Here is a 20,549-nt window from a genome sequence, read left to right as displayed (position 1 = left end):
GAGGGCGGAGCGCGTGCGGCCATCCTCCGGGTGGTTTCTTCCGATCGGCTGCCCCATGGGCTGAACCCGAGGATGCGCATGACCTGCACCGGCTCGACCCCACAGCGCCCCGCTTTATCACCGGCCGGGAAGCCGCCGTCGGGCGTGAGATGGGATGGGAAGGTCAGGATCCTGGGAGACGGCTCGACCTCCTACACGGGCCCGCAGCCCGGTCAGCTCAAGCCCGAGCGGCTCAAGCCTGGCCAGAAACCTCCGCAGTTAGTCGTGTTCTCCTGGGACGGCGCGCTGGAGGGCGACGACCGGATGATGTCGCGATTCCGCAGGGTGGCGAAGGAGAGCAACGCGCACATGACGTTCTTCCTCACCGGCATGTACCTGCTTCCGAAGGACCGGAGCAGCCTGTATCTGCCGCCCCGGCACAAGGCCGGCTCCGCAGCCATCTCCTACCCGACACGTGAGCACATCCGCATGACGCTGGACCAGCTCGGCCGGGCCTGGAAGGACGGCCACGAGATCGGATCCCACTTCAACGGCCATTTCTGCGGCAAGAAGGGGGGCGGTGACTGGAGCAGGGCGGAGTGGAGCCAGGAGATCGACGAGTTCTACTCCTTCGTGCAGAACTGGAAGACCAACACGGGTTACAAGGATCTCGATCCGCTTCCGTTCGACCCCACCCGCGAGGTCGTCGGCGGACGGGCTCCTTGTCTTGAGGGCCAGAAGACCCTGCTTCCCGCGATCAAGGACTTCGGATGGCGTTACGACGCGAGCTCGCCGGGGGACTTCCAGATCTGGCCGTCGAAGAAGAACGGCATCTGGGATCTCCCGTTGCAGATGCTGCCCTTCCCGGGCAAGAAATTCCAGGTTCTCTCCATGGACTTCAACTTCCTCTACAACCAGTCGGAGGGCAGCACCGAGGGCGATCCCGCGAAGTACCAGGACTGGCGAAAGGAGACCCGGGACGCGTACCTCGCCGGGTTCGCGCGGGTGCTGCACGGCAGCCGTGCCCCGATGTTCATCGGGAACCACTTCGAGAACTGGAACGGCGGGATCTACATGGACGCCGTCGAGGACGTGATGCGGGAGGTCTGCCCGCAGAAGGAGGTGCGGTGCGTGTCCTTCCGCGAACTGACCGACTGGCTCGACGCACAGGACCCCAAGGTGCTCGCCGAATGGCGGACCCTCGACCCTGCCCAGCCGCCGAGCTGGAAGCAGTAGCCGAGGCCGGGCGCGCCGGTACCCTGCGCGAGGCCGCACGGCCGAGCATTGCGTGACCACGGACAATGTCGAGAACGGCGTCAACCGCTGGGTCTGCTGCGGCACCGACCCGGACGCGCAACGGGCGGCGACTCGCGGCGTCGCGCGCAGATCTGTGGCTGGTTCCGGCTGTGATCAGCCGGAACCAGCCACAGAAGCATCGGTTCCGGAACGTCTGTGGCGTGGGATGGGCTCCGCAGCGGACACGACACGGCAGCACCCCGACAAGCGCCAGCGGGGTGGTGCTCCTCGCGCCCGAGGGCAGTCACGGCGACGTCTGACGAGACGATGTTCGTGCCGTTCCCGGTCTGCCCAGAACGTTGCGGATGCGCGTGGCAACGTGCAGGTTGAGCCGGGTCTCGACATCACTGAGATCGTGGTCGGTGATCTCGCGAATGCGCCGGAGGCGGTAGCGCACGGTGCTTCGGTGGATCTGGAGAACATCAGCTGTGGCGTCGTAGCTGCCGCCGCTCTCCAGGTAGTGCGAGAGCGTGGTGACCATGTCGGTGTGATGTCGGGCGTCATACTCCAGAAGAGCTCCGAGCCATTCCCTGACGAAGCGGTCGGTCTCCCGTTCGCCGTCCCCGGTTCCCATCATGCGGCAGATGCCGATGTCCTCGAAGCTGGTGCTGCCGTGCGGTTCCGGAGATCTGCGCCGTACGGTGAGAGCACGGACGGCCTGGTCGTAGGAGTGGGGCAGTTCGGTGAAGAGGTCGCAGCGGCTGCCGATGCCGACGGCCCCGGCCGCCGTGCCGAGGTCCTGCGCGACGGCTCGGTACAAGGCATCCCCGGGATCGGGACCCGCCACCAGGACGACCGTGGTGGTTTCTCGGGCACCGATGAGCACATCCAGTCCCAGGCGTTCGGCCGCCCGCACGACGGCGTCGCCCAGCGTCACTTCCTCCGTTGCTCCGTCCCACTGCAGCACGGCGATGCGGTGCGGCCCGTGCAGGTCGTGACCGAGGGCGGCCGCATGGACGAACACGCCGTCGGTCGCCTCACCGGATATCAGTCTTTCGACCAGGTCGTGGCGCAGCCTCGGCTCCAGCTCGGCGAGAGCGCGTTCGTGGGAGAGCTCGGGGGCGAGGGCCAGGCCCGTCTCCTCCAGAGCAGCGGTGTCCAGCTTCCCCGCACGGCGGTCGGGGTCCACCAGGGCGACCAGTCCGAGCAGGTCGCCCGCCGCCTCGATGGGGACGACCAGTCGGTCCCGGTCGCGGACCGCGCCCTGCCCGCGCCGCATCTGCCGCAGCAGCTCGTCCCGGGGCCGGTTCGCCGATCCGGGGCGCGGTCCACCGCGGCCGGGGCCTGCCCATGCCCGCAGATTGCCGAAGGGATCCTCGGTCAGTGCGGAGAACCCCGTGTGATCGTGCAGGGCCTGGAGCATCCCCTTCTCACCCTTGCCGGAGGCCCCGACACGGGTGAGGGCTCGGTGGAAGGCGTTCTGGTACGAAAGCGCGGACACGGTGGCGCTGAGATCGCCCCCCGGTCCGGGTTCCTCCGCCGTCGGCCACTGTTCCCTCTCGGCACGGGCGGGCTTCTCCCATGGCCGGTTCAGTCCCGCGAGTGCGGCTGCGGCCTGCCGGGCGAGCAGCTCGGCGTCGGCGGTCTCGTCGGCCGAGGGGGTGTCCAGTATCCGAACGACGAGGTAGCCGAGACATCGCGCGCGGTGGCGCAGCGCCAGGGCCCACAGGCAGTGGCCGTCCTGGCCGTCCCAGCGCCCGCTGCGGCCGTCCAGCGCACCGATCCACCGGTCGACGCCGTCGGTGGCCGTCGGGTCGTCGTCCGCGACGGCGGGCTCGGCCACCGTGGCGTTCACCGCCAGGATGCCCGGCCGGGAATGACGGGAGCCGGCCGCGGAACACGGGCGACACCGCTGGGCGACGCCGTGGTGAGCCGCATAGGCCGCTTCTGCCGCGAACGGCCCGGTGACGGCGATCGCCGCCATGGCCGCCTGCACCACCTCACGTTCGTCGGTGGCGTCGAACATCGCCGTGGTGAGACGGAGGAACGTGTGCCGGCCGGCCCAGCGCTGCGGGATCGGACGCACCGCACACACCGTCGATGATCCGGAGCGGACAGCATCCATCGGAGATCCATTCGTGTCTCGACACAGCAGCTCTCCGCCTTTCACGCTACGCCGCCCGGCGCCGGACCACCTCAGTCGGCCCTGCCCACGTCCTGACCTCGCGGGACGGGCGGGCAGGCCCGGATTGGTCCTGCCGGGGCAGGGAAACGCGTGCGCCACCGAGCCACCCTTTCCCCATGTGTGGCCGCGAGCGGGACGGTGATCCCGGCAGCCGCGGCGTTCGGTCAGTGCCGCGACGGAGGAGAATCCCATGGCCAAGGCAGTAGGTATCGACCTCGGCACCACCAACTCGGTCATCGCGGTCTGGGAGGGCGGTGAGCCCACCGTGATCCCGAATGCCGAGGGAGCCAGGACCACCCCCTCGGTGGTCGCCTTCACCGACACCGGCGAGCGGCTGGTCGGACAGCTGGCACGCCGGCAGTCGATCCTCAATCCCAAGGGCACCATCACCTCCGCGAAGCGTTTCATCGGCCGTCGCTTCGACGAGGTCCCCGAGGAGGCCAAGGCGGTCTCTTTCGACGTGGTCGAGGGACCGGGCGGGGTGGCCCGCTTCGAGGTGAACGGCAAGCAGTACGCGCCGGAGGAGATCAGCGCGCAGGTTCTGCGCAAGCTGGCCGAGGACGCGGGGAAGTCGCTCGGAGAGCGGGTGACAGAGGCTGTCATCACCGTACCGGCCTACTTCAACGACGCTCAGCGACAGGCCACGAAGGACGCGGGAAAGATCGCCGGCCTGGAGGTTCTGCGGATCATCAACGAGCCGACCGCCGCAGCCCTGGCCTATGGTCTGGACAAGAAGGGCCATGAGACAGTCCTGGTCTTCGACCTCGGCGGTGGCACCTTCGATGTCAGCATCCTCGACGTCGGCGACGGCGTGGTGGAGGTACGGTCCACAGCCGGCGACTCCCATCTGGGCGGCGACGACTTCGACCGCCGCCTGGTGGACTATCTGGCGGACACGTTCCAGAAGACCGAGGGCATCGACCTGCGCAAGGATCCGCAGGCCCTGCAGCGCCTGTTCGAGGCGGCCGAGAAGGCGAAGACCGAACTGAGTTCGGTCACCCAGACCCAGGTGAGTCTGCCGTTCGTCACGGCGGATGCCTCCGGGCCCAAACACCTCACCGAGACCGTCCGCCGTTCCACCTTCGAACAGGTCACTGCGGATCTGGTGGAGCGCTGCCTGGCCCCGGTCAAGCAGGCGATGGGCGACGCGAAGATCAGCGACAACGACATCGACGAGGTCATCCTGGTCGGTGGTTCGACGCGTATCCCGGCCGTGCAGGCTCTGGTACGGCGCCTGACCGGCGGCAAGGACCCCAACATGAGCGTCAATCCGGACGAGGTGGTGGCACTGGGCGCCGCCGTTCAGGCCGGGGTGCTCAAGGGCGAGGTCAAGGACGTCCTCCTGCTGGACGTCACCCCGCTCTCGCTGGGCGTCGAAACCGCGGGGGGCGTCATGACGAAGATCATCGAGCGGAACACCACCATCCCCGCCCGACGGTCCGAGGTCTTCTCCACGGCCGAGGACAACCAGCCGGCCGTCGACATCGTGGTGCTCCAGGGCGAACGCGAACTGGCCGCCGACAACAGGGTGCTGGGCCGCTTCAGGCTGGAGAACCTCAGGCCCGCCCCCCGCGGGGAGACCCAGATCGAAGTCACCTTCGACATCGACGCCAACGGCATCCTCAAGGTCGGCGCCAAGGACAAGGACACCGGCGCCGAACAGTCGATCACGATCAGCGAGGGATCCAACCTCGACCAGGCCGAGGTCGATCGGATGATCGAGGAGGCCGAGCGCCACCGCACCGCCGACCAGGCGCTGCGCCAGGCCGTCGACGCCCGTAACGAACTCGACGCCGCCGCGTACCAGGTGGAGCGCCGGCTGGGAGAACTCGGTGACGCCGCGCCGCAGCACGAGCGCGCCCGCGCCGAAATGGTCATCGAGGAGGCGCGTACCGCCGTCAAGGAGGAGGCGCCGGTGGAGCGCGCCCGTGCCCTCAACTCCGAACTCCAACAGATCTACGCCGCACTGGCCACCCACTCCGCCGCGGCGGCACAGACCGCGGACCAGGGCGCGACGTCCGCCTCGGGCGGGCCCTCCGGTGGCGACGACGTCATCGACGCCGAGTTCGACCGGGGCTGAGGTGGCGTGATGTCGGAACACGACCAGGCACCTCCCGCCGAGGACGCAGCCCGGACGGAGCATCCGCTGGAAGAGGCACCCGCACCGCAGGGCCCGTCGGCCCTCGGCGCCGAGGAGCTGGAGGACCGGTGGCGGCAGGCCCTCGCCGATCTGGACAACCTCCGCAAGCGGTATGCCCGCGACCGCCCCCGGGAGCTGGAGGCGGAACGGGCAAGGGCCACGGCCGCCTGGCTTCCGGTCGTCGACAACCTCGAACTGGCCCTCGCCCACGCCGACGCGGACCCCGAAACGATCGTCCGCGGTGTTCAGGCGGTACGCGATCAGGCTCTGGACGTGCTGAGAGGCCTTGGCTATCCGCGCCACGACGAGACCGGTGTCCCCTTCGATCCCGTGCTGCACGAGGTGGTCTCCGTGGTCGAGGACCCGGACACCGCCCCGGGAACCGTCGTCCAGGTGCTGCGCCCCGGCTACGGCGACCCCGACCGCCAACTGCGACCGGCGGCGGTAGCGGTCAGCCGAAAGCAGGAGTAACCCGCCATGGCACGCGACTACTACGAGGTGCTGGGCGTCTCCCGGACCGCCGACACGGCCGAGATCCAGCAGGCATTCCGTACCCTGGCCCGGCGTCACCACCCGGATGTCAACAAGGACCCGGCCGCCGAGGAGCGCTTCAAGGAGATCAACGAGGCGTACGGAGTCCTCTCCGACCCCGATACCAGGGCCAGGTACGACCGGTTCGGCCCCGACTTCCGGCAGATCCCGGCGGACTACGACGAGCGGGTCGCGGCGGCACAGGGCTTCCGCGGGGCCGGAGCCGGAGCGTACCGCGGCGGACCCTTCCAGGGCGGCCGGGGCACGGGCCGCGGAGGCGCCCGGGTCTGGACGGAAGGGGACTTCGACACCGCCGGCTTCGACTTCGAGGACCTCTTCGGGGGTGTGTTCGGCGGCCGGGCGGGCCGCGGGCCGGGGCCGGTACCCGGCGCCGACCAGGAGGCCGAGCTCGCCCTCACCGTGGAAGAGGCCTACCGTGGCGGCCGGCGGAAGATCACCCTGGGTGGCCCGGGCGTGGAGCGCAGCTATGACGTGAACATCCCCGCGGGTGTCATCGACGGGCAGCGCATCCGGCTCGCGGGGGAGGGAGGCCGGGGCCGGGGTCAAGGCGCCGCGGGGGACCTCTACCTTGTGGTCCGGATCGCCCCCCACCCCCGGTACCGGCTCACCGGTCGCGACATCCACGTCGATCTGCCGGTCACCCCCTGGGAGGCCGTCCTGGGAGCGACCGTGCCGGTCACCGGCCCCGGCGGCACCGCGAAGGTCCACGTTCCCCCGGGTACCTCCACCGGCCGGCGGCTGCGGCTGCGCGGGGAGGGGATGCCCCACCCCAAGGGCTCCGCCGGTGACCTCTACGCCGAGATCCAGGTGATCGTGCCCTCGTCGCCGAGCCCGCGCGAACGCGAGCTGTTCGAGGAGCTGGCCGGGGTCTCGACCTTCGATCCGAGGAAGCAGGCATGAGTGACGATCAGCGTTCTCCCGCCGAAGACGCCGCGCGCGGCCGTGCCGTCGCCCAGTATCCCCTGGTCCGGATCTGCCGGATCACTCCCTACGAGTTGTCCCTGGCCGGTGTCGCCCGACGCAGCGGCCTCTCGCCCGACCTGGTCCGCCGCTTCGTAGCCCTCGGGCTGCTGGACGCAGAGCGGGACGCCCACGGGCGACTGTGGTTCCGTACCACCGCTCCCTCGGCCATCGCCCGCGTGCAGCGACTGCGGACCGGCCTGTCGCTCAACTACGCGGCCGTCGGGGTCGTGCTGGACCTGCTCGACCGTATCGATCACCTGGAGAGGGCGCTGCGGAGCAGCCAACGAGCCGCCGAGGAGCGAACGTCATGGACATGAACCGCCTCACGCAGAAGTCCCAGGAAGCGCTGCAGGAAGCGCAGAGCGTGGCAGTGCGGCTCGGCCAGAACGAGGTCGACGGGGAGCATCTGCTGCTGGCGTTGCTCGACCAGCAGGATGGCCTGACGACCCGGCTGCTCGCCGGCGCCGGCGCCGACCCGGCCGCGCTGCGGGGCGCCGTCGAAGCCGATCTCGCCAAGCGCCCGCGCACCACCGGGCCGGGGGCCGCCCCCGGCCAGGTGATGGTCACCCAGCGCCTCGCCCGATTGCTCGACACGGCGGAGCAGGAGGCCAAACGCCTCAAGGACGAATACGTCTCGACCGAGCACCTGGTCATGGCTCTGGTGGACGAGGGCTCAGCCACCGCCGCCGGTCGGCGGCTCGCCGAACAGGGCATCACCAAGGACACCTTCCTCGCCGCCCTCACCCAGGTGCGTGGCCACCAGAGGGTCACCTCCGCCAACCCGGAAGCCGCCTACGAGGCTCTGGAGAAGTACGGCCGAGACCTGGTCGTGGAGGCGCGCACCGGTCGGCTCGACCCGGTGATCGGCCGGGACGCAGAGATCCGGCGGGTGATCCAGATCCTCAGCCGCAAGACCAAGAACAACCCGGTCCTGATCGGTGAACCCGGCGTCGGCAAGACCGCCATCGTCGAGGGTCTGGCCCAGCGGATCGTGCGCGGTGACGTACCGGAGGGGCTGCGGGACAAGACGGTGTTCTCGCTCGACATGGGGTCGCTGGTGGCCGGAGCCAAGTACCGCGGCGAGTTCGAGGAACGCCTCAAGGCCCTCCTGGCGGAGGTCAAGGGTGCCGAGGGCTCGATCCTGCTCTTCGTCGACGAGCTGCACACCGTCGTCGGCGCCGGCGCCGCCGAGGGCGCCATGGACGCGGGCAACATGCTCAAACCGATGCTGGCCCGCGGTGAACTGCACATGATCGGCGCCACCACGGTGGAGGAGTACCGCAAGCGCATCGAGTCCGATGCCGCCCTGGAACGCCGTTTCCAGACCGTCCTTGTGGACGAGCCGACCGTCGAGGACGCGATCTCCATCCTGCGGGGTATCCGCGAGCGCCTGGAGATCTTCCACGGCGTCAAGATCCAGGACGGTGCGCTGGTCGCCGCCGCCACTCTCAGCCACCGCTACATCAGCGACCGCTTCCTCCCCGACAAGGCCATCGACCTGGTCGACGAGGCGTGCGCGCGGCTGCGCACCGAGATCGACTCCATGCCGGCCGAACTGGACCAACTCACCCGTCGGGTGACCCGGCTGGAGATCGAGGAGGCGGCCCTGGCCGAGGAGACCGACCCGGCAAGCCGTGCCCGCCTGGACGACCTGCGCCGTGAACTGGCCGACCTGCGGGGCGAGGCGGACGCCAAGCATGCCCAGTGGGAGGCCGAACGGCAGGCCATCCGCCGCGTCCAGGAACTGCGTCAGGAACTGGAACGCGCCCGGCAGGAGGCCGAGGAGGCCGAACGCGCCTACGACCTCAACCGCGCCGCCCAGCTGCGCTACGGCACCATCAGCGAGCTCGAACGCCGCCTTGCCGCCGAAGAGGAACAGCTCGCCGTCAAGCAGGGCGAGACACGGCTGCTGCGCGAGGTGGTCACCGCCGAGGAGATCGCCGAGATCGTCTCCGCCTGGACCGGTATCCCCGTCACTCGGCTCCAGGAAGGCGAACGGCAGAAACTGCTGCGCCTGGACGAGATCCTGCGCGAGCGGGTCATCGGCCAGGACGAGGCCGTGCAGCTGGTCGCCGACGCGGTGATCCGGGCCCGGTCCGGAGTGCGCGACCCAGGCCGGCCGATCGGCTCGTTCATCTTCCTGGGCCCCACGGGCGTCGGAAAGACCGAGCTGGCCAAGACCCTCGCCGCCGCACTCTTCGACAGCGAGAGCAACATGATCCGTCTCGACATGAGCGAGTACCAGGAGAAGCACACCGTGAGCCGCCTCGTCGGTGCACCGCCCGGATACGTCGGCTACGAGGAGGGCGGCCAGCTCACCGAGGCGGTGCGCCGCAAGCCGTACTCCGTCGTCCTTTTCGACGAGATCGAGAAGGCTCACGCCGACGTGTTCAACACGCTGCTCCAGGTCCTGGACGACGGCAGGATCACCGACGCCCAGGGGCGAACCGTCGACTTCCGCAACACGGTCGTCATCATGACCTCGAACCTCGGCTCCCCGTACCTGCTCGAGGACGCCACCGACGCCGGCGAGATCAAGCCCGAGGTACGGGAACTCGTGATGGGCGAACTCAACAGCCACTTCCGCCCCGAATTCCTCAACCGTGTCGACGACATCGTCCTCTTCCACCCGCTCGGCCTGGCGCAGATTGAACAAATCGTCGACCTGCTCCTCGATGAGCTGCGCCGTCGCCTCGCCGACCAGCGCATCTCCCTCGTCCTTACCGAACAGGCCCGCCGTCTCATCGCCGCCGAAGGCTACGACCCCGTCTACGGCGCCCGTCCACTGCGCCGCTTCATCTCCCACGAGGTCGAGACCAGGATCGGCCGCGCGCTGCTCAGCGGCGAGGCGACCGAGGGCGTGACGATCCTGGTCGACGCCCAGGACGACGAACTGACCTTCACGCTCCGGGACGAGCCGAAGGAGTCGTCATGAGCGCCTCCCCGGTCGGTCGCACCGCCCGCTGCGGCACCTGCGGCAAGACGACCCCGCAGGGACGTGAGGAATGCCTGCGCCTCGGTTCCTCCTGGGTCCATCTGCTGCTCCGTCTCACCTGTGGCCATGCCGGATGCTGCGCCTCCTCCCTGATGCGCCATGCCCGCGGACATGCCGCCACGACCGGACATCCCATCGTGCAGTCCTTCGAGCCCGGTGAGGACTGGCGCTGGTGTTTCGTCCACGAAGCCATGGTCTGAGCTCTCCCGTCCTCATCTCCACCCCAAGGGAAGTGCACCGTGACCGCTGAAACGCCCACGTCGTACGACGCGTACCCACAATTGACGGATGACCAGATCGAGGCGCTGAGCGCCTGTGGACAGCGGTGGCCGACCGTCGAACGCGAACTGCTTTATCAGGCGGGCAGGCCCAGTCAGGAGTTCTTCGTCGTCCTGAGCGGCACGGTGGCCGTGGTAAAAGGCCATGGCGGTCGGGAGAGGACCTACCAGCTCCATGGCCCCGGCAGTTTCCTCGGCGAGCTCGGCCTGCTGGAAGGGCAGGCCGCCTTGCTCACCGCCGTGGTCCGTGCCCCCGGTGAGGTCCTGGCAGTCGGTTCGGCCGAACTGCGCGACCTGCTCGTCCGCGAACCCGCGCTCGGCGACCTCATCCTGCGCGCCTGCCTTCTGCGTCGGACACTGCCGGCCGGGATGGCCACCGGTTTCAGGATCATCGGCTCCGCGTTCTCCCCGGACACCCGGAGGCTGCTCGAGTTCGCCGCCCGCAACCGGCTCCCGCATCGCTGGATCGATCTGGAGAAGGACACCGAGGCCGAGGTGCTGCTGCGCCGTATGGGAGTGACACCCGAAGAGACCCCCGTGGTGGTCTGGCACGACGACCGGGTGCTGCGCAACCCCACCGACGCCGAGCTGGTACGGGTGACAGGCCTGCGCTCCGACACCCCCACAGAAGCCGTCTGCGATCTGCTGGTGGTCGGCGCGGGACCCGCAGGTCTGGCCGCGGCCGTGTACGGAGCCTCCGAAGGACTGGCCACGGTCGTCCTGGAAGCTGTGGCCACCGGCGGTCAGGCCGGAACCTCCTCCCGGATCGAGAACTACCTCGGATTCCCCGCCGGGATCTCCGGCACCGAACTCGCCGAACGCGCCGCCATCCAGGCCGACCGGTTCGGCGCCCGGATCACGGTCCCCGCCGAAGCCGCAGTCCTGGAACAGCGGGACGGGTCCCACGTCGTGACGCTCACCGACGGCGCCACGATCTCCGCCCACACCGTCGTGGTGGCCACCGGCGCCCGGTACCGGCGTCTGCCCGCGCCCGGCGTCGAACGGCTCGAAGGAGCGGGGGTCCACTACGCAGCCACCCTCTGGGAGGCGAGAAACTGCCGTATGGACCCCGTGGTCGTCGTAGGCGGCGGCAACCCCGCCGGCCAGGCCGCGCTGTTCCTGGCGCGTCAGTCGCCCGCAGTGCATTTGCTCGTACGTGGTGGCGACCTCGCCCACAGCATGTCCCGCTACCTGATCGACCGGATAGAACGGCACCCCCGGATCGATGTGATGATGCACACCGAGGTCCGGGAAGTCACCGGCAGCGACCGGGTCGAGTCCGTTCTCGTCCAGGACAACAGAACCGGCGAACGGCAGCTGCTGGCAGCGCGCGCCCTGTTCGTCTTCATCGGCGCGCGCCCCGCCAGTTCCTGGCTCGACACGGCCGTCGACCTGGACCCGCACGGCTTCATCCGCACGGGTCCGGACGTGGTCGACGTCCCCGCGAACCTCTGGCGCCACCTCGCCCGTGCCCCGCTCGCCCTGGAGACCGGTCTCCCGGGACTCTTCGCTGTCGGTGATGTCCGCAGCGGCTCGGTCAAGCGGGTGGCCTCCGCGGTGGGCGAGGGCGCGATGGCGGTCCGCCAGGTGCACGAGCACCTCCGGGGGGTGGGCTCTCCAGGCATACGCCGACATGCGACGAAGGCCACGACGACCCGGAGGTGAACAACGTGGTGACGTTCATCCGGCTTGCCCTCCGGCAGGTGGTCGTCAGCCGGGAGAGTTCGCGGTCACGGCGTCTGGAAGGCCCTACGTCCAGGAGGCCCGGGCGGGCCGCTCTCCACCTGGCTGCACCGGGCCGGAGGCCGCACGGATGCTGCTGAGGGCTGCAGTAACCACAGCCTGCGGCGTGATGTCGAATTCCCGGTAGAGGCGCTGATAGTCGGCGGAGGCGCCGAAGTGCTCCAGACTGACGATGTGGCCCGCGTCGCCCACAATGTCGCGCCAGCCCTGACCGACGGCCGCCTCGACGCTCACGCGGGCGCGCACAGCGGGCGGCAGTACCGCGTTCTGATAGGCAGCGGGCTGGGCGTGGAACCACTCCCGGCACGGCATGGACACCACGCGTGCCTCGTACCCTTCGGCAGCCAGCAGGTCACGCGCCTGCAGGGCGATGTGCACTTCCGAGCCGGTCGCGACAAGGACGACGTCGGGCTGTCCGTCGGCGCAGTCCACGAGGACGTACGCGCCGCGGGCCGCTTCCTCGGCCGGGGCATGGGTGCCGGTGCCCCGTTCCAGGACGGGCAGCGGCTGCCGGGTGAGCACGAGACCGGCGGGCCTGTCCTGATGCTCGATGATGGTGCGCCAGCACACGCTGGTCTCGTTCGCATCCGCCGGCCGTACGACGTCGAGGCCAGGAATCGCCCGTAGCGCGGCCAGGTGCTCTACGGGCTGATGGGTGGGCCCGTCCTCGCCCAACCCGATGGAGTCATGCGTCCAGACGTAGGTGGCCGGGAGCTGCATGAGCGCTGCCAGACGGACAGCCGGACGCATGTAGTCGCTGAAGACGAGGAATGTGCCGCCGTAGGGACGTGTCAGACTCTGCAACGCGATGCCGTTGAGGATCGCGGCCATGGCGTGTTCGCGGATGCCGAAATGCAACGTCCGCCCATAGGGATTGCCCTTCCACTCGGCCGTCTGCTTGGCGACCGGGATGAAAGAGGGTTCCCCCTTCATCGTGGTGTTGTTGCTCCCCGCAAGATCGGCGGACCCACCCCATAGTTCGGGCAGGACGGGCGCCAGCGCCGTCAGTACCTCGCCGGATGCCTTGCGGGTGGCCATTCCGGCAGGGTCGGCGGGGAAAATCGGCAGCTTGTCGGCCCAGCCGTCGGGCAGACGCCGGTCGCGCAACCGGTCAAGCAGCGCGGCCCGGTCAGGATGGGCAGCGCGCCACCTCTCATACACGCTCTCCCACTGGCGACGGGCAGCAGCGCCCCGCTCCCGCACCTTTCTGACGTGCGCCAGGACTTCATCCTCCACGACGAAGCTCCGACCCGGGTCGAAGCCCAGCAAGGCCTTGGTGGCGGCGACTTCTTCGTCACCGAGTGCTGCGCCATGGGCCTTTCCGGTGTTCTGCTTCGTGGGCGCGGGCCAGCCGATGACCGTACGCAGCACGATCATGGACGGTCGTGAAGCGTCCTGCTTGGCGGCCGTGATCGCTGCGGAGAGGGCGTCGACGTCCTCGACATAGGAGCCCGTGAGCGTGAAGTCGACTGTCTGCACCTGCCATCCGTACGCGGAGTAGCGCGCGACGACATCCTCGCTGAAGGAGATCTCGGTGTCGTCCTCGATCGAGATGTGGTTGGAGTCGTAGAAGACGACCAGATTGCCCAGTTCCTGGTGCCCGGCGAGCGAACTCGCCTCCGATGTGACACCTTCCATGAGGTCGCCGTCCGAGGCGACGACGTACACGTGATGGTCGAATGGGCTCGCACCCGGCGGGGCGCCGGGGTCCAGCAGCCCGCGCTCGCGCCGTGCCGCCAGCGCCATCCCCACCGCGGCGGCCAGCCCCTGACCCAGCGGGCCCGTGGTGACCTCCACACCCCGGGTGTGGCGGTATTCCGGATGCCCCGGTGTTGCGGAGCCCCAGGTACGGAGCTGCTCGAGATCCCGCAGCTCCAGTCCGTACCCGCTGAGGTACAGCTGGATGTACAGAGTGAGACTCGAGTGCCCGCAGGAGAGCACGAATCGATCGCGACCCAGCCACTGCTCATCGGCAGGGTCGTGGCGCATGACCTGCTGGAACAGCAGGTAGGCCAGCGGGGCCAGGCTCATCGCGGTTCCCGGATGACCGTTTCCCACCTTCTGGACCGCGTCAGCGGCCAGAACGCGTACGGTGTCCACCGCTCGTACATCCAGCGGACCCCAGCCCACCGTCTCCGCGACCGGAAGTGCGAGCTTCGCATCACGACCTGCAATGATTCCGATGGCTGCCTGTCGCTCATCCATGGCACTGCCTTTCTGGTTGCTTCGACGACCTTGTGGGCGCCTCGGTTTGCCCCAGCGCCACACCGCTGGCCTGCGTATCCGCGCTTACGGGGGACGGAACGGCCCCGCACCCGGCTGCTTTCACCGGAGACCGACGCCGTGCGGCGGGACTCCTGATGGCCCCGGACGAGAGGGGAGAGGCAGCCGGGCCTCGATGCCGGACGACCGATGCGCAGCGCCCGCAGGCTTGGACGCCGGTGAGCCGCGCCGACGCAAAGGCCGTGCGGCCGCCCGCGGCCGCCAGGAACCGCTCGAACCCCTGGCACGGGCTGAAGCGTCCCCGCTGTGCTCGCCGGTACGACCGCATGCGCTCACTGCTCCGAGCAGGGGCACCAGCACGTCCGACGCGCAGTTGTCGGCCCCGCATCGGGCTCCCATCGCCGCTCTGCCGTGACGCGTCATTATCAACAGGCGTCACCCTGGCTGAATGCCACGACATGCCGTTGACGGACGTCTCCCGGCGGAAGGCCCGCGAACCGATGGGCCGGGCCGATGACTCCCTCGGACACCGCAGCGCCGGCCCGACCGGCGGTGTGCGGGCCGACAGTGTCATCGTGCGCCGTTGGCGCATCGCACCGGTGTGTCCCTGGCGCACGGTCTGCTGCGGCCACTGCCTTTCCTGATCGGTCGGCCGGTGCGAACCCGCACGGCCCAGCACCGTTGGCGTCGCACTCCGGCAGGTAATAGGACAGGGATAACGGTGGCACGGAGGAGTGGGCCGGAATGCAGATCGTTGTCGACCTCAATCGGTGCCAGGGTTACGCGCAGTGCGTGTTTCTCGCCCCCCAGGTGTTCGAACTGCATGGCGAGGAGGCCCTGATGTTCAGGCCGAGAGTGCCCGACGATCAGCATGAGCGCGTCCGACGCGCGGTGGCAGCCTGTCCGGTACAGGCCATCACGGTCGGCGAGCCGGCAGGCCTCGGCGCCTCGTGATCGGCGAGGGCCGGATCGTTGTCGTCGGCGCGTCGCTGGCCGGTCTGCGCGCCGCCGAGACGCTGCGCGAGGGAGGCTTCGCCGGATCGCTGACCCTGGTCGGGGAGGAGCCGCACCCCCCGTACGACAGGCCACCACTGTCCAAGCAGGTGCTGCTCGGGCGGGTGCGCGCGCAGGACGTCGCGCTGCCGAGCCGTCGTGCGGTGGACGCCCGGTGGAAGCTCGGTGTACGCGCCGATGGGGTCGACCCGATCGAGAAGAGGGTGATCCTCGCCGACGGTGAACAACTCGCCTACGACCGGCTGCTGATCGCCACCGGAACCCGGGCCCGACCCTGGCCGAACGCCGACGAAGCCCGCCTGGACGGCGTACTCACCCTGCGTACGAACGACGATGCGGCCCGCCTCGCCGAACGTCTCGACGCCGGACCGCGCCGGGTGCTGGTGATCGGCGCCGGATTCATCGGCTCGGAGATCGCCTCCGCCTGCCGGGAGCGCGGTCTCGACGTAACGGTCGCCGAACGCGGACCCTCGCCCCTCGTCGGCGCGCTCGGCGGGACACTCGGAACCTATGCCGGGAAGCTGCAACGCGCGCACGGAGTCGACCTCCGCTGCGGCGTGACCGTCACCGCGCTGAAGAGCCGTAACGGCCGGCTCACCGGCGCCGAATTCTCCGACGGCGGCCGGATCGACGCCGATGTCGCCGTGGTCGCCCTGGGCGCCCTCCGCAACACCGAATGGCTTGATGGATCAGGCCTGGCCGCAGGTCCCCGTGGCGTCGCGTGCGACGCGGGGTGCCGAGCCTTCGACATGTACGGGATCGTCACCGACGATGTCTTCGTCGCCGGAGACGTGGCACGCTTCCCGCACCCGCTCTTCGAGTACCAGATGCTGTCCCTCGAACACTGGGGCAATGCCGTTGCGCAGGCCGAGGTGGCGGCGCACAACATGATCAGCCCGGGCCCACGCAGGCGACCGCACCTGGCCGTTCCCGCCTTCTGGTCGAGCCAGTTCGGGCTGAACATCAAGTCCGTGGGAGTACCGACCTTCTCCGATCAAGTGGCCATTGCCCAGGGATCGTTGCGCGAGGATCGCTTCGTCGCCGTCTACGGATACCGGGGGCGCATCACCGCGGCGGTCAGTGTGAACCGCGCCAAGTGGCTGGAGTACTACCAGTACCTCATCGAGACGGCGGCACCGTTTCCCCCCGCGCCCGGTGCCGCCGACCGGCCCGGTTCGTCCGATCCCGTCCCCTCCGACGTGCCGTCCCCGCAGCTGCTCTCGCACGGCCCGACCGTGGCTCTCACCGGTCATCTGCCGGACAGGCACCTGACTCTGGTGCGCAACGAACCGTCCCCGACCGCCACCCACCGTCGATGAGGAGCCCCACGCATGCCCCCGGACACTCTCTTTGAGCGCATCACCGATTACGCGAACCGCGCCGACCCGTATCCGCTCTACGCGGAACTGCGCGAGAGCGGGGTGGTACGACAGGACAACGGCAGTTACTTGGTGGGCACCTACCACGAGATCGCCGCTCTGCTTCATGATCCACGGATCAGCTCGGACCTCCGTAACCGTCAGGACCCGGACGTGGCTCTGGCCAGGACGGACGAACTGCCGCCGGCCTTCATCAGTGTCGACGACCCCGAACACGACCGGCTCCGCCGCCTCGCCATGCGCCCCTTCGGCCCGCCGCACTCCCCAGGACGGATCGACGCCCTGCACGGTGACATCACCCGCATCGCCGAGGAACTGATCCGCTCGTTCCAGGACAAGGACCGGATCGACCTCGTCGACGATTTTGCCTACCCCCTCCCCGTCACCGTGATCTGTCGGCTTCTGGGCGTGCCCCAGGAGGATGTGCCCCGGGTCCGCGCCTGGACGAACGCGATCATCGCCGGTTTCGACCCCACGCCCGGGGATGACCCGGAGCAGCGTCGGCGGTCGGCCCAGGAGGCACGGCTGGCGATGGCGCACTATCTGGGCGCACTCGCCGAAGAGCGCCGCGGCCACCCGTCCGGGGACCTGCTCTCCGCCCTTGCCAATGACGAAGGCCCCGAAGGCCGTCTCACACATCCGGAACTGATGGCCACAGCGGTACTGCTGCTCGTCGCCGGTCACGAGACCACCGTCAACCTGATCACCAATGGCATGCTCACCCTGCTGCGCCACCCCGACATCCTGGAGCAGCTGCGCACCGCGCCCGAACTCATGCCGCAAGCGGTGGAGGAACTGCTGCGCTACGAGCCCCCTGTCCACTTTCTGCCACATCGCACGCCCCTCACCGATATCGAGGTCGGGGGCATCACCGTCCCCAAGGGCGCACCCCTGATCCTCGTGCTGGCTTCCGGCAACCGGGACCCTCTGAGATTCCATGACCCCGACCGGTTCGACCCGATGCGCGAGGACAATCAGCACTTCGGCTTCGGAAGCGGCATCCACACTTGCTTCGGCGCCCCGCTCGCCCGTATCGAGGCGCAGATCGCGCTCGACGCGCTCCTCCGCCACCTCGACGACCCCCGTCTGGTCGAGGACCCGCCTCCGTACCGGCGCAGCCCCGTGCTGCGAGGTCCCCGCCATCTGCTGATCGACCGCGCCGCACGAGCGTAGGCCGCCGCCGCGCCCGACCGGCCACCGATGGGGGAGTGCCCGATCGGTGCGTCGGGTTCGGCCTCGTGCGGCCCGGAACCATCTCACCCCGTGACGTCCGGCAGGGGCCGGTGATGTGCAGAGCGAGGCTGCGGGCCGAGGTCCGTACGCGAAGAGGCGGTCACCGGAAGATCCGATGACCGCCTCGGACATGTGGTGGAAAAGGTGATCGACGAGGTGGCCGGTCACGCGATCGCCCGCATTGCCTTCCGGGTGATATTCCTGCTGCGCACGGGTGTCGGAAACCACAGCCGCCGAGCTGGGTGCACAGGCTGTTCGACCAGGATGAGCCGGCTCTCACCGCAGGCCCGGCCGATCCCCATCAGAAAGGAAATGTCCATGGATGAGCAGGATGAGCGCTTCGACGTCGTTGTACTCGGAGCAGGCCCAGGCGGATATGTTGCCGCCATTCGCGCCGCCCAGTTGGGCAAGCGCGTCGCCGTCGTCGAGGCCAAATACTGGGGCGGCGTCTGTCTGAACGTCGGTTGCATCCCCACCAAAGCCTTGCTGCGCAACGCCGAGCTGGCGCACATCGTCACACGCGAGGCCAAGACCTTCGGTATCAAAGTCGAAGGGCAGGTGACCTTCGACTACGGCGAGGCGTTCCGGCGCAGTCGCCGTGTCGCGGACGGCCGAGTGAAAGGCGTCCACTACCTGATGAAGAAGAACGGGATCACGGAGATCAGCGGCCGTGGCACGTTTGTGGACTCGCACACGCTCGACGTGGCCCTCTTCGACGGCTCGACTCAGACGATCGGCTTCGACCACTGCATCATCGCCGCCGGAGCGACTCCGAAGCTGCTGCCGGGGACCCGCCGCACCTCGCGCGTGGTGACGTACGAAGAGCAGATCCTTGCCGAGGACCTGCCGCAGTCCATTCTGATCGCGGGCGCCGGCGCCATCGGTGTCGAATTCGCGTATGTCTTGCACAACTACGGCGTGAAGGTCACCGTCGTTGAGTTCCTGGACCGGATGGCGCCGCTCGAGGACGTGGACGTTTCCGCTGAACTGGCTCGGCAGTACAGGAAGTTGGGCATCGGCGTGCTCACCTCAACCCGCGTCGATTCGATCGACGAGTCCGGCCCGCAGGTCCGCGTCACGGTCACCGGCAAGGACGGCGCCCAGCAGGTCCTGGAGGCCGACAAGGTTCTGCAGGCGATCGGCTTCACACCGAACGTCACCGACTATGGTCTGGAGAGCACAGGCGTACGCATCACCGAGCGCGGCGCGATCGATGTCGACGGCCGCTGTCGCACATCCGTGCCGCACATCTACGCGATCGGCGACGTCACCGCGCAGCTGATGCTCGCGCACGCCGCCGAGGCGATGGGCGTGGTCGCGGCCGAGACCATCGCGGGAGCCGAAACCATGGAGCTCGACTACCCGATGATCCCGCGTGCCACCTACTGTCAGCCGCAGATCGCGAGCTTCGGCTGGACCGAGGAGCAGGCGCGCGAGAAGGGCTTCGACGTCAAGGTGGCCAAGTTCCCCTTCACCGCGAACGGCAAGGCGCACGGCCTGGGCGACACGACCGGCTTCGTGAAGCTGATCAGCGACGCGAAGTACGGCGAGATCATCGGCGCCCACCTCATCGGCCCGGACGTCACCGAACTACTGCCGGAGCTCACCCTGGCTCAGCAGTGGGACCTGACGGTCCACGAGGTCGCTCGCAACGTCCACGCCCACCCGACGCTCGGTGAGGCGGTCAAGGAGGCCGTGCACGGACTTGCCGGGCACATGATCAACATGTGAGAAGGCGGCGCCCCACGCTTGCCCCCGGACTCCGTCGGCTCCGTCCCCGGGGGCTGGGGCGAGCCATGAAACCGCCCCGGACGGCAGCTCGCCCGCCACCGCCTGCAGCATGTCCCCCCGAACAACTCCAGTCGGGCTCGGTACCCGGGATCGCCGAACGTGGATGCGCCCCGCCCGGGAACCTGCCAGCGGGTCCGCCCTTTCTCCGCTGGTGCGGACTACGTCAGCGAGCGCGGCCCGGGCCTGCGTCGCGGCCGCGGAGCCGGCACCTGCGTGGCGCGCTTCCCGGGCTCGGAGGCTCCGGAATTCCGAGGTGGGCGGTCGTCTGGCCGGGAGGTAGGAGCTGCTTGCGCTCACCTACGCGTTCAGATGTGTCCGGCGGCCCGTGATGCGGCGGGAGCTGAACCCAGCGGGGCACCGGCGATGAGTGTCGCACCGGCGAAACCAGTTGACGGGTGTGGCACCCGCCCCCCTGTCCACCATCCTGTCTCGGCTCACAGGCCGGGCCGGGCCGGTCCGGGAGGGCGGACGTCAGCGGGCGACGAGCAGGGCAACGCCGAGGACGCCGCTCACCACGCCGATGCCGGCCGCGACGGCCAGCAGGCAGCGCGTTCTGAGAAACCGGTAGCGGGTGGCGTACTCGATGACGAGTTCGGCCGACCGGGCGGAAACCCGGGCGTCGATCGCCCGCGAAGCGGCAGCCCAGTCGGCGGCGAAGGCACGTTCGATTTCGGCCCGCTGAGCAGCCGTCAGCCAGGGCAGTCGCTCAGCGAAGAGGGCGGCCTGGCGGCGCGCCGCTTCGTCCTCCGCAGTCGACACGAGGCAGTCGCCGAGCCAAGCGAGCGGGCCGTCGTCCTCCCTGTCAGCCCCCACGAACACGCTGTCCTCCGGCACGTGT

The 20,549-nt window shown here is 69.2% G+C and carries 15 protein-coding genes; 12 read left to right on the top strand and 3 right to left on the bottom strand.

The window, feature by feature from the left end; translation table 11 throughout:
- Positions 1-48: 48 nt before the first annotated feature.
- The gene (locus ACIBB8_RS21165) at positions 49-1,215 is read left to right on the top strand and encodes a hypothetical protein (protein ID WP_398954363.1); all 1,167 of its coding nucleotides are present in this window, start codon (positions 49-51) and stop codon (positions 1,213-1,215) included.
- 304 nt (positions 1,216-1,519) lie between these two features.
- On the opposite strand, the gene ACIBB8_RS21160 is transcribed toward ACIBB8_RS21165, so the two are convergent.
- Complete coding sequence (locus tag ACIBB8_RS21160) at positions 1,520-3,301, bottom strand: PucR family transcriptional regulator (protein ID WP_398954257.1); 1,782 nt, start codon at positions 3,299-3,301, stop codon at positions 1,520-1,522.
- Positions 3,302-3,590: 289 nt separating this feature from the next.
- Between ACIBB8_RS21160 and dnaK the strand changes: the two genes are divergently transcribed.
- The 7 genes from dnaK to ACIBB8_RS21125 are packed head-to-tail and all read left to right on the top strand — an operon-like array spanning position 3,591 to position 11,993.
- Positions 3,591-5,480, top strand: a complete 1,890-nt coding sequence (gene dnaK, locus ACIBB8_RS21155) for a molecular chaperone DnaK (protein WP_398954256.1) — start codon at positions 3,591-3,593, stop codon at positions 5,478-5,480.
- 9 nt (positions 5,481-5,489) lie between these two features.
- Entirely contained in the window at positions 5,490-6,011 is a 522-nt protein-coding gene (locus tag ACIBB8_RS21150; RefSeq protein ID WP_398954254.1) for a nucleotide exchange factor GrpE, read from the top strand.
- A 6-nt stretch (positions 6,012-6,017) separates the two neighbouring features.
- On the top strand, positions 6,018-6,992 hold the full coding sequence (locus ACIBB8_RS21145) for a DnaJ C-terminal domain-containing protein (protein WP_398954252.1): 975 nt from the start codon (positions 6,018-6,020) through the stop codon (positions 6,990-6,992).
- A complete protein-coding gene (locus ACIBB8_RS21140; protein WP_398954250.1) occupies positions 6,989-7,372 on the top strand; it encodes a chaperone modulator CbpM in 384 nt (127 codons plus the stop codon). The genes ACIBB8_RS21145 and ACIBB8_RS21140 overlap by 4 nt, the downstream gene beginning before the upstream one ends.
- A complete protein-coding gene (gene clpB, locus ACIBB8_RS21135) occupies positions 7,363-9,990 on the top strand; it encodes an ATP-dependent chaperone ClpB (protein WP_398954248.1) in 2,628 nt (875 codons plus the stop codon). Before ACIBB8_RS21140 ends, clpB begins: the two co-directional genes overlap by 10 nt.
- Positions 9,987-10,250 carry a UBP-type zinc finger domain-containing protein gene (locus ACIBB8_RS21130; protein ID WP_398954246.1) on the top strand — a complete coding sequence of 88 codons (264 nt, stop codon included), beginning with the start codon at positions 9,987-9,989 and terminating at the stop codon, positions 10,248-10,250. The genes clpB and ACIBB8_RS21130 overlap by 4 nt, the downstream gene beginning before the upstream one ends.
- A 39-nt stretch (positions 10,251-10,289) precedes the next feature.
- Positions 10,290-11,993 (top strand): FAD-dependent oxidoreductase, encoded by a 1,704-nt coding sequence (locus ACIBB8_RS21125; protein WP_398954244.1) that lies wholly within the window; start codon positions 10,290-10,292, stop codon positions 11,991-11,993.
- 84 nt (positions 11,994-12,077) lie between these two features.
- On the opposite strand, the gene tkt is transcribed toward ACIBB8_RS21125, so the two are convergent.
- Positions 12,078-14,276, bottom strand: coding sequence for a transketolase (tkt, locus tag ACIBB8_RS21120; protein WP_398954242.1), 2,199 nt, complete (start codon positions 14,274-14,276; stop codon positions 12,078-12,080).
- 762 nt (positions 14,277-15,038) lie between these two features.
- Here tkt and ACIBB8_RS21115 point away from each other — a divergent pair.
- From ACIBB8_RS21115 to lpdA, 4 genes are all read left to right on the top strand, one after another.
- Positions 15,039-15,248, top strand: coding sequence for a ferredoxin (locus ACIBB8_RS21115; RefSeq protein ID WP_398954240.1), 210 nt, complete (start codon positions 15,039-15,041; stop codon positions 15,246-15,248).
- The gene (locus ACIBB8_RS21110) at positions 15,245-16,627 is read left to right on the top strand and encodes an NAD(P)/FAD-dependent oxidoreductase (RefSeq protein ID WP_398954238.1); all 1,383 of its coding nucleotides are present in this window, start codon (positions 15,245-15,247) and stop codon (positions 16,625-16,627) included. Before ACIBB8_RS21115 ends, ACIBB8_RS21110 begins: the two co-directional genes overlap by 4 nt.
- A 12-nt stretch (positions 16,628-16,639) precedes the next feature.
- On the top strand, positions 16,640-17,860 hold the full coding sequence (locus tag ACIBB8_RS21105; protein WP_398954236.1) for a cytochrome P450: 1,221 nt from the start codon (positions 16,640-16,642) through the stop codon (positions 17,858-17,860).
- Between the two features lie 378 nt (positions 17,861-18,238).
- Positions 18,239-19,651: a dihydrolipoyl dehydrogenase gene (gene lpdA, locus ACIBB8_RS21100; RefSeq protein ID WP_398954234.1), complete on the top strand. Its 1,413-nt coding sequence runs from the start codon at positions 18,239-18,241 to the stop codon at positions 19,649-19,651.
- Between the two features lie 531 nt (positions 19,652-20,182).
- On the opposite strand, the gene ACIBB8_RS21095 is transcribed toward lpdA, so the two are convergent.
- Entirely contained in the window at positions 20,183-20,545 is a 363-nt protein-coding gene (locus ACIBB8_RS21095) for a hypothetical protein (RefSeq protein ID WP_398954232.1), read from the bottom strand.
- Between the last annotated feature and the right edge of the window lie 4 nt (positions 20,546-20,549).

The organism is Streptomyces sp. NPDC051286 (assembly GCF_044455345.1).
GTDB lineage: Bacteria > Actinomycetota > Actinomycetes > Streptomycetales > Streptomycetaceae > Streptomyces.
Note: the sequence above shows the minus strand (reverse complement) of the source record. Positions and strands in the feature narration are given on the sequence as shown.

Excerpts from the sequence above, each read along its gene's own strand:
- dnaK (WP_398954256.1), top strand. The coding sequence starts at position 3,591 with ATGGCCAAGGCAGTAGGTATCGACCTCGGCACCACCAACTCGGTCATC.
- ACIBB8_RS21150 (WP_398954254.1), top strand. The coding sequence starts at position 5,490 with ATGTCGGAACACGACCAGGCACCTCCCGCCGAGGACGCAGCCCGGACG.
- ACIBB8_RS21145 (WP_398954252.1), top strand. The coding sequence starts at position 6,018 with ATGGCACGCGACTACTACGAGGTGCTGGGCGTCTCCCGGACCGCCGAC.
- ACIBB8_RS21140 (WP_398954250.1), top strand. The coding sequence starts at position 6,989 with ATGAGTGACGATCAGCGTTCTCCCGCCGAAGACGCCGCGCGCGGCCGT.
- clpB (WP_398954248.1), top strand. The coding sequence starts at position 7,363 with ATGGACATGAACCGCCTCACGCAGAAGTCCCAGGAAGCGCTGCAGGAA.
- ACIBB8_RS21130 (WP_398954246.1), top strand. The coding sequence starts at position 9,987 with ATGAGCGCCTCCCCGGTCGGTCGCACCGCCCGCTGCGGCACCTGCGGC.
- tkt (WP_398954242.1), bottom strand. The coding sequence starts at position 14,276 with ATGGATGAGCGACAGGCAGCCATCGGAATCATTGCAGGTCGTGATGCG.
- ACIBB8_RS21115 (WP_398954240.1), top strand. The coding sequence starts at position 15,039 with ATGCAGATCGTTGTCGACCTCAATCGGTGCCAGGGTTACGCGCAGTGC.
- ACIBB8_RS21105 (WP_398954236.1), top strand. The coding sequence starts at position 16,640 with ATGCCCCCGGACACTCTCTTTGAGCGCATCACCGATTACGCGAACCGC.
- lpdA (WP_398954234.1), top strand. The coding sequence starts at position 18,239 with ATGGATGAGCAGGATGAGCGCTTCGACGTCGTTGTACTCGGAGCAGGC.